The organism is Streptomyces sp. NPDC045956 (assembly GCF_056430705.1).
This window is the reverse complement of sequence record NZ_JBWKKZ010000007.1, coordinates 209,228-218,038: the sequence shown is the minus strand read 5'-3', so window position 1 is coordinate 218,038 and position 8,811 is coordinate 209,228. Positions and strand designations below refer to the sequence as shown.

6 protein-coding genes are annotated in these 8,811 nt (G+C 72.7%); 4 read left to right on the top strand and 2 right to left on the bottom strand.

Annotated elements, in window-relative coordinates; translation table 11 throughout:
* The first annotated feature begins 335 nt into the window (after positions 1 to 335).
* Positions 336 to 2,933 (top strand): ATP-dependent chaperone ClpB, encoded by a 2,598-nt coding sequence (gene clpB / locus AC07FV_RS20180; protein WP_479088762.1) that lies wholly within the window; start codon positions 336 to 338, stop codon positions 2,931 to 2,933.
* Between the two features lie 64 nt (positions 2,934 to 2,997).
* On the opposite strand, the gene AC07FV_RS20175 is transcribed toward clpB, so the two are convergent.
* Positions 2,998 to 3,519, bottom strand: a complete 522-nt coding sequence (locus tag AC07FV_RS20175) for a hypothetical protein (RefSeq protein WP_479088761.1) — start codon at positions 3,517 to 3,519, stop codon at positions 2,998 to 3,000.
* 140 nt (positions 3,520 to 3,659) lie between these two features.
* On the opposite strand from AC07FV_RS20175, the gene AC07FV_RS20170 reads away from it, so the two are divergent.
* Positions 3,660 to 4,193, top strand: a complete 534-nt coding sequence (locus AC07FV_RS20170; protein ID WP_356602363.1) for a YbjN domain-containing protein — start codon at positions 3,660 to 3,662, stop codon at positions 4,191 to 4,193.
* 63 nt (positions 4,194 to 4,256) lie between these two features.
* Here AC07FV_RS20170 and AC07FV_RS20165 read toward each other — a convergent pair whose 3' ends face one another.
* Entirely contained in the window at positions 4,257 to 5,462 is a 1,206-nt protein-coding gene (locus AC07FV_RS20165; protein WP_479088760.1) for a pyridoxal phosphate-dependent aminotransferase, read from the bottom strand.
* An 898-nt stretch (positions 5,463 to 6,360) separates the two neighbouring features.
* Here AC07FV_RS20165 and AC07FV_RS20160 point away from each other — a divergent pair.
* Positions 6,361 to 6,915, top strand: coding sequence for a DUF2617 family protein (locus tag AC07FV_RS20160; RefSeq protein ID WP_479088759.1), 555 nt, complete (start codon positions 6,361 to 6,363; stop codon positions 6,913 to 6,915).
* A 101-nt stretch (positions 6,916 to 7,016) separates the two neighbouring features.
* Positions 7,017 to 8,780, top strand: a complete 1,764-nt coding sequence (locus AC07FV_RS20155) for a polyamine aminopropyltransferase (protein ID WP_479088758.1) — start codon at positions 7,017 to 7,019, stop codon at positions 8,778 to 8,780.
* Positions 8,781 to 8,811 lie beyond the last annotated feature (31 nt).

Genomic DNA, 8,811 nt, shown 5'->3' with positions numbered 1-8,811 from the left:
GGGCCACCCCTTGGAGGTTGGGAGGCGCTCCCCCTGTCGGAACAAGTATCTTGGGTGCTTCCCTCCGGCAGCGGCTCCCCGGGAACCGAAACATGGTGACCCCGCTGTCGTATGCGGCGGTATCCGCGGGTATCGACCGATCGCCGGCCTGGCCGGAAAACCCCTCGCGCGGCACGGACGTCCGCGGAGGGGGAACTCGTGCGTCATCCCCCGGAGGGGACCGGTGCCGCTTCTGCCTTGAGTGGAATAGACTCAACTTTGTGTACGTTGTCTGAGTCAGCACTGGGAGACATGGCCGGACCGCCGACGGCCGACGCAAGGAGGGAAGCCAGAACGTGGACGCCGAGCTGACCAACCGGAGCCGGGACGCGATCAACGCGGCCAGCAACCACGCCGTGACCGAGGGGAACGCCGACCTCACCCCCGCCCACCTGCTCCTGGCTCTGCTCCAGGGGCAGGACAACGAGAACATCACCGACCTGCTCGCCGCCGTCGAGGCCGACCTCGCGGCCGTGCGTTCCGGTGCCGAGCGCATCGTCGCCGGGCTGCCCAGCGTGGCCGGGTCCACCGTCGCACCGCCGCAGCCGAGCCGTGAGATGCTCGCCGTGGTCGCCGACGCCCAGGCCCGCGCCAAGGATCTCGGGGACGAGTACCTCTCCACCGAGCACCTGCTCCTCGGCATCGCCGCGAAGGGCGGCGCGGCCGGTGAGGTACTGGAGGGGCAGGGCGCCAGTGCGAAGAAGCTGCAGGAGGCCTTCCGCAAGGCCAGGGGAGGCCGACGCGTGACCACCGCCGACCCCGAGGGCCAGTACAAGGCCCTGGAGAAGTTCGGTACCGACTTCACCGAAGCCGCCCGCGAGGGCAGGCTCGATCCCGTCATCGGACGGGATCAGGAGATCCGCCGGGTGGTGCAGGTGCTCAGCCGGCGCACCAAGAACAACCCCGTCCTCATCGGTGAGCCCGGCGTCGGCAAGACCGCCGTGGTCGAGGGACTCGCCCAGCGGATCGTCAAGGGTGACGTGCCCGAGTCGCTGAAAGGCAAGCGGCTGGTCGCGCTGGACCTCGGCGCCATGGTCGCCGGGGCCAAGTACCGCGGTGAGTTCGAGGAGCGGCTGAAGACGGTCCTCGCCGAGATCAAGGACTCCGACGGGCAGATCATCACCTTCATCGACGAGCTGCACACCGTCGTGGGGGCCGGCGCCGGCGGCGACTCCGCCATGGACGCCGGGAACATGCTGAAGCCCATGCTCGCGCGCGGCGAGCTGCGCATGGTCGGTGCGACCACGCTGGACGAGTACCGGGAGCGGATCGAGAAGGACCCGGCGCTGGAACGCCGCTTCCAGCAGGTGCTGGTCGCCGAGCCGACCGTCGAGGACTCGATCGCGATCCTGCGTGGACTCAAGGGACGCTACGAGGCCCACCACAAGGTGCAGATCGCGGACAGTGCGCTGGTCGCCGCCGCCACCCTGTCCGACCGGTACATCACCTCCCGCTTCCTGCCCGACAAGGCCATCGACCTCGTCGACGAGGCCGCCTCGCGGCTGCGCATGGAGATCGACTCGTCCCCCGTCGAGATCGACGAACTCCAGCGTGCCGTCGACCGGCTGAAGATGGAGGAGCTGGCGATCGGCAGGGAGACCGACGCGGCCTCCCTCCAGCGGCTGGAGAAGCTGCGCCGCGACCTCGCCGACAAGGAGGAGGAACTGCGCGGCCTCAACGCCCGCTGGGACAAGGAGAAGCAGTCCCTCAACCGGGTCGGTGAGCTGAAGGAGAAGCTCGACGAGCTGCGCGGCCAGGCCGAACGCGCCCAGCGCGACGGCGACTTCGACACCGCCTCCAAGCTCCTCTACGGCGAGATCCCCACCCTGGAGCGGGACCTGGAGGCCGCCTCCGAGGCCGAGGAGGAGGTGGCCAGGGACACCATGGTCAAGGAGGAGGTCGGCGCCGACGACATCGCGGACGTCGTCGCCTCCTGGACCGGCATCCCCGCCGGGCGGCTGCTGGAGGGCGAGACGCAGAAGCTGCTGCGGATGGAGGACGAGCTGGGCAAGCGGCTCATCGGGCAGGGCGAGGCCGTACGGGCCGTCTCCGACGCCGTACGGCGCAGCAGGGCCGGCATCGCCGACCCCGACCGGCCGACCGGGTCGTTCCTCTTCCTCGGGCCCACCGGTGTCGGCAAGACCGAGCTGGCCAAGGCGCTCGCGGACTTCCTCTTCGACGACGAGCGGGCCATGGTCCGCATCGACATGTCGGAGTACAGCGAGAAGCACAGCGTCGCCCGGCTGGTGGGCGCCCCGCCCGGATACGTGGGCTACGAGGAGGGCGGCCAGCTCACCGAGGCGGTGCGGCGGCGGCCGTACACGGTGGTGCTGCTGGACGAGGTGGAGAAGGCGCACCCCGAGGTCTTCGACATCCTGCTCCAGGTGCTGGACGACGGGCGGCTCACCGACGGACAGGGCCGCACCGTCGACTTCCGCAACACCATCCTGGTCCTCACCTCCAACCTGGGCAGCCAGTACCTGGTCGACCCGGTGAGCAGCGAGACCGAGAAGAAGGAGCAGGTGCTGGAGGTGGTCCGCGCCTCCTTCAAGCCGGAGTTCCTCAACCGGCTCGACGACCTCGTCGTCTTCTCGGCGCTGAACAAGGACGAGCTGAGCCGCATCGCCCGCCTCCAGATCGACGCGCTCGCCCGGCGGCTCGCCGAGCGCCGCCTCACCCTGGAGGTCACCGACGAGGCCCTGGAGTGGCTGGCCGTCGAGGGCATGGACCCCGCGTACGGTGCCCGTCCGCTGCGCCGCCTGGTGCAGACGGCGATCGGTGACCGGCTCGCCCGCGAGATCCTCTCCGGCGAGATCAAGGACGGCGACACGGTCCGCGTCGACCGCTTCGGCGACGAGCTGATCGTGGGTCCGGCGAGCGGCAAGACGCTGTAATCTCGCCGTCCCGTCCCCGCGCACGCGGCCCGTCATCCCCCCGGGGGTGGCGGGCCGCCGTGGGTCACAGGGTGAACGCGGTGAACCGCACCAGTGCCGTCCCGGCCGCCGCGTACTCCACCCGCACCCGGACCGCGTGGGCGTCGACCCCGTCCGGCAGTCCCCGCGCGTGATCCAGATCCAGACACAGATCGCCGTCGCCGCCCACGCACGTGTCCCCCGGGGCGGGGGCGTCCGGGTAGGTGTGCGCGAGCCAGTCCTGGACACCCGTGCGGGGCATGTGGAAGGCGGCGCCGTAGTGAGTGTCCTGGAAGCCCTGCACCGTGCACGCCCCGACCGGGCGCGCGCCGTCCGGCAGGGCCGCGCCACCGAATCGCAGGGCCTCGGAGCAGGGGACGTGTTCGACCGCCCTGCCCTCGTCCCGGCCGTCCGACTCGGAGAAGACGGTCCCCACGAGGACGACGAGGAGAGGCAGCAGGACCAGCACCGGAAGCGTCACGAGGCCCGCGAACAGCCGCCACCTGGTCCGCCCCCGGGGCACCCGCGCTCCGCCGCCGTCGCCCGTCGTCGCGTTCCGTGTCCGCACCGTCGCCCGCCCCCGTCCGTCCCGTGTCCACCCGACCGGCCGGATCATGTCAGCCCAGGGCTGACAGGGCCCCGGCGGGCTTGCCACGCCCCTCCCCGCATGAGGGAGGATGGCCAGATCCGTACGAAGGGAAATTCACGGTGACCATCGACCCGTCCTCGATTCCGAACTTCGGGGGCCAGCCCGAGCCGCAGCCCCAAGGACCGGCGGGCCCCGTCGTCCCGGATCAGGATCTCGTGAAGCAGCTCCTCGAACAGATGGAGCTCAAGTATGTCGTCGACGACGAGGGTGACCTCGCGGCGCCGTGGGAGCAGTTCCGTACGTACTTCATGTTCCGCGGCGAGGGCGACCAGCAGGTCTTCTCGGTGCGCACGTTCTACGACCGGTCCCACCAGATCGACGAGAAGCCCCAGCTGCTGGAGTCGATCGACGACTGGAACCGGCGCACCCTGTGGCCCAAGGTGTACTCCCACACCCACGACGACGGCACGGTCCGCCTGATCGGCGAGGCGCAGATGCTGATCGGCATGGGCGTCAGCCTGGAGCACTTCGTCTCCTCGACGGTCAGCTGGGTCCGCGCCGCCATCGAGTTCGACCGGTGGCTCGTGGAGCAGCTCGGCCTGGAGCAGGAGGTCAACGAGGCGGAGAAGCCGAAGGACGAGGACGGCGAGTGACCCGCCCCACGACGTGAGCGGAGCCCGGCCCGGTACCGACCGCGGGGCCGGGCTCCCGCCGTCTCAGCGCGCCCGCGACTTCAGGCGGCCCACCGCCTCCTCCAGCACGGAGACCCGCTTGCAGAACGCGAACCGGACGAAGGGGGCGCCCTCCTCGCGGTGGTCGTAGAAGACCGCGTTGGGGACGGCGACGACGCCCGCGCGTTCCGGCAGGGCGCGGCAGAAGGCGAAGCCGTCGCTCTCGCCCAGGGGGCGGATGTCGGTGGTGACGAAGTACGTCCCGGAGGGGCGGTACACGCCGAAGCCCGCGTCCGCCAGCCCCGCCGCCAGCAGGTCCCGCTTGGCGAGCATGTCGGCGCGGAACGCGTCGAAGTACGCGTCGGGCAGCGCCAGTGCCTCGGCGACCGCGTACTGGAAGGGGCCGGAGGCCACGTACGTCAGGTACTGCTTGGCCGAGCGGACCGCCGTGACCAGGGCGGGCGCGGCGGTGATCCAGCCGACCTTCCAGCCGGTGAAGGAGAAGGTCTTGCCGGCCGAACCGATGGTCACCGTGCGCTCGCGCATCCCCGGGAAGGTCGCCAGCGGGATGTGCTCGGCCGTGTCGAAGACCAGGTGCTCGTAGACCTCGTCCGTCACCACCAGCAGGTCCCGCTCCACCGCCAGCTCGGCGATCGCCGCCAGTTCCCCGCGGGTCAGGACCGTGCCGGTCGGGTTGTGCGGGGTGTTCAGCAGCAGCAGGCGGGTGCGGTCGGTGACCGCGGCGCGCAGCTCGTCGAGGTCGAGGCGGAAGGTGCCCTGCCCGTCCGCCGCCACGTGCGGGCGCAGGGTGACCGGTACGCGCGTGCCGCCCGCCATCGCGACGCAGGCCGCGTACGAGTCGTAGTACGGCTCCAGCGCGACGACCTCGTCGCCGGGCTCCAGCAGGGCGAGCAGCGCGGCGGCGATGGCCTCGGTGGCGCCGGCGGTGACCAGGACCTCGGTGTCGGGGTCGTACGACAGGCCGTAGTGGCGGTGCTGGTGGGCGGCGACGGCCGCGCGCAGCTCGGGGACGCCCGGGCCCGGCGGGTACTGGTTGCCGCGCCCGTCGCGCAGCGCCCGTACGGCGGCCTCCCGGACCTCTTCGGGGCCGTCGGTGTCCGGGAAGCCCTGGCCCAGGTTGATCGCCCCGGTCGTCTGGGCCAGGGCGGACATCTCGGCGAAGATCGTCGTCCCGAACCCGGCGAGCCGGCGGTTGAGGAGGGGACGTGCGCTGGAGCTCTTGGGGGTCATGGCGGTCATCCTGCGCCGAAGCTCTGGAGTTCCTCAACTCTGCTTTGGCGCGTGGCGGCGGAGGGCATCTCCCGTTCACGCGACGAGCTCCACCGGCCGACGGTCGAGCGGATCGCCGGGCTTCACTCAGAGAGCGGGGCGCCCGACGGGGGGTTGCTTCGGGGGACATCCGGGCGCGAGCCCGGTGAGCGGAAGGAGGGTGGCGCCATGGTCATCGGCATCATCCTGGTCGTGTTCGGAGTCGTTCTGGTGGCAGCGCTCATAGCCGGTGTACGCAGCGGCGGCGGGCGTGACAGCCGCAGCGGTCGCGGCCGCACCGGGCGGCGTGGCCGCAACAGCTGGTGGGCCGACGGCTCGTCCTCGGGCGGGCACCACTCGAGCTCCGCCGGTGGTTCGTCCTGCGGCGGGGGCGGGAGTTCCTCCTGCGGCGGCGGTTCGTCCTGCGGAGGCGGGTCGTCGTCCTGCGGAGGAGGGGGCGGCGGCGGATGCGGCGGAGGCAGCTGACACGGGGCAGCTGAGCTTCACGGGGGACCGCATCCGCACCACGGGGCCCACGCCTGGGCCGGGCCCCGCGTCCCCACCACGAGCGCCCGCCGGGAAACACACCCGGTGGGCGCTCCCACACACCGGCGCGCGCCGCGCGAGCGGGGTGTGCGCCTCGGTTGAACAATTGAGCTGTGGAGCCCCCTGAGGGATGGAAACCCCACGATGTTGGGTAAAAACGCTGTGGTGGCGCCACAGTTCATGATTCCCTCTCCATCACCGACGCAGCCCCTCGGACGACCTGTTGACCCCCCTCCTGACCGGCCGACCGGGCTGAGCGGGCCGCGTCCCCGGCAGTGACCGGGATGCGCAGGCCCCACACCTTCCTCTCCATGTGTGCTTGCGGAGCCGATCCATGCTCACGACCCTGAACACCGCCTACACCGACACGCGCGCCGCGGACCTCGCCTGGGCCCTGGGGCGCGAGCCGCTGCCCGCGCTCGCCAGCCTCGACCTCGAACTGGAGGGGGCCAAGCTCCAGTTGCGCCTCCTGGGGGCCTCCCACCAGGTGCTGCTGGAGGAGGAGCGGGGCAGCTGCTCGGAGACCGTGGCGTGCATCCCCGGCTCCAGCACGCCCCTTCCGCTGGGCGTCGCCAAGCGGAAGGGGGACTGGGAGTACGAGTTCGCCGCCCGCGTGGAGGTGCTGACGCCGGGCTCCTTCGCCGGCCGTGCGCAGGAGCTGCTGGCCCTGGTCGCCGACCACCCGCACGGGCTGGCCGGCGTCTTCCCCGGCAGCCCGCACGCCTTCACCGCGCTGCTGGTGCAGCGTCACGAGGGCCAGGTGCACTGGCGGACCTGGCACGCCTACCCGCAGGACGGCCATCTGGTCGCGACCCGGACGAGGGTGGGCGTCCGGGTGCCGACGTCGCAGCTCAGCCCGTCCGGGGTGGGAGCCGGGGCGCGCGAATGACCGGGGACCGGGCGCGGGATAAACATGCGGTGCCCGGTGGAACGTCAGTTTCACACGTGTGGGTGACGAGGAGCGATGCGGGAGTGACGTAACGTCACCCCGTGATCGAACCGCACGCGCCCGCTCCGCCCGGCTCTCCGCCGTCCTGGGGCGGCCCCGGCGGCTCCCCGGACGGCACGGGCGGACGACCTCCCGACCGCGGTGGCGACCCTCGCGCCGGGCACGACCCTCGTGCCGCGTCCGCCTCCCGCGCGGACGGTGGCTCCCGCGCCGGGGTGCCGGCGCGGCTTCCCGTCCGGCCGGCCACGGGGCGGTTCCTGGTGCTGGCGGGCGTCTTCGTCTGCGCGGCCTGCGGGCTCGTCTACGAACTCGAACTGGTCGCGCTCGCCTCGTACCTGATCGGCGACTCGGTCACCCAGGCCTCCGTCGTGCTGTCCGTCATGGTCTTCGCCATGGGCCTCGGCTCGCTCGCCGCCAAACGGCTGCGCCGGTTCGCCGCGGCCGGCTTCGGCGCCGTCGAGGCGGTCCTCGCCCTCGTCGGCGGACTCAGCGCGATGGTGCTCTACGCCGTCTTCGCCTGGACCGGGGGCTGGGGCGGCCCGTGGGCCTACGCCCCGCACGTCCTCCTGGTCGCCTTCTCGCTCACGATCGGCGTGCTGATCGGCGCGGAGGTGCCGCTCCTGATGGAGCTGATCCAGCGCGTCCGCCGCCAGGACGCGGGCGGTGCCGTCGCGGACCTGTTCGCCGCGGACTACGTCGGCGCGCTCGTCGGCGGCCTCGCCTTCCCCTTCGTGCTGTTGCCCTTCCTCGGTCAGCTGACGGGCGCGCTGGTCACCGGCACCGTCAACGTGCTCGTCGGCGCCGCGCTGGTCCTCGGCCTGTTCCGGCACGACATGACCGGCCGGGCCCGCTGGCTGCTGCTGACCGCGAACGCCGTGGTGCTGAGCCTGCTCGCCACGGCGACCGTCCTCGCCGACGACTTCGAACGCGCCGCCCGGCACGCCGTGTACGGGCAGGACGTCCGCGTCGCCGTCCGGACCGACGTGCAGGAGGTGGTCCTCACCGGCGACCCCGACGGGCGGCCCCTGGACCTGTTCCTGGACGGGCGGCTGCGGCTCAGCGCCGACGACGGGCGGCGCGGGCACGAGGCCCTGGTGCATCCCGCCATGAGCGGTCCGCACGCGCGCGTGCTCATCCTCGGCGGCGGTGACGGCCTCGCCGCGCGGGAGGTGCTGCGCCATCCGGGCGTGCGCCGCGTCGACGTCGTCGAACTCGACCCCGGGCTGGTCCGGCTGGCCCGGCACGACCCCGGCCTGTCCGCCCTCAACGAGCACTCCTACGCGGATCCGCGCCTCCACGTCGTCGGGTCCGACGCCTTCCGCAGACTGCGCTCGACGCCCACCGCCGCGTACGACGTGGTCGTCTCGGACCTGCCCGACCCGGGGTGCACGGCCGGCACGAAGCTGTACTCGCAGGAGTTCTACGGGCTGCTGCGGCGGGTACTCGCCCCCGACGGGCGGCTGGTCGTGCACGCCGGACCGGTGACCGCCCGTCCCCGGACCTTCTGGACGGTGGACGCCACGCTCCGCGCGGCCGGCCTGCGGACCGTCGCCTACCGCGTCGCCGGGCGGGCGGGGCGCCTCGCGCCGGGCCCCCACCGCCAGGGGACCGGGGGGCACCCCCGTGCCGCCCGCGACCGGGGCTTCCTGCTGGCCGCCCGCACGCCCCCCGTCCTGCGCCTCGACCCGGCGGCCCCGCGCCCGCGCACCCTCACGTCCGCGTCCCTGCTCCGGGACGCCCGCGCGGCCACCCGCACCCGGCTCACCGGGCTGCCGCCGTCCACGCTGGTGCATCCGCGGTACTGAGGCGCGCTCCCGGTACGGGGGCGCGTTTCCG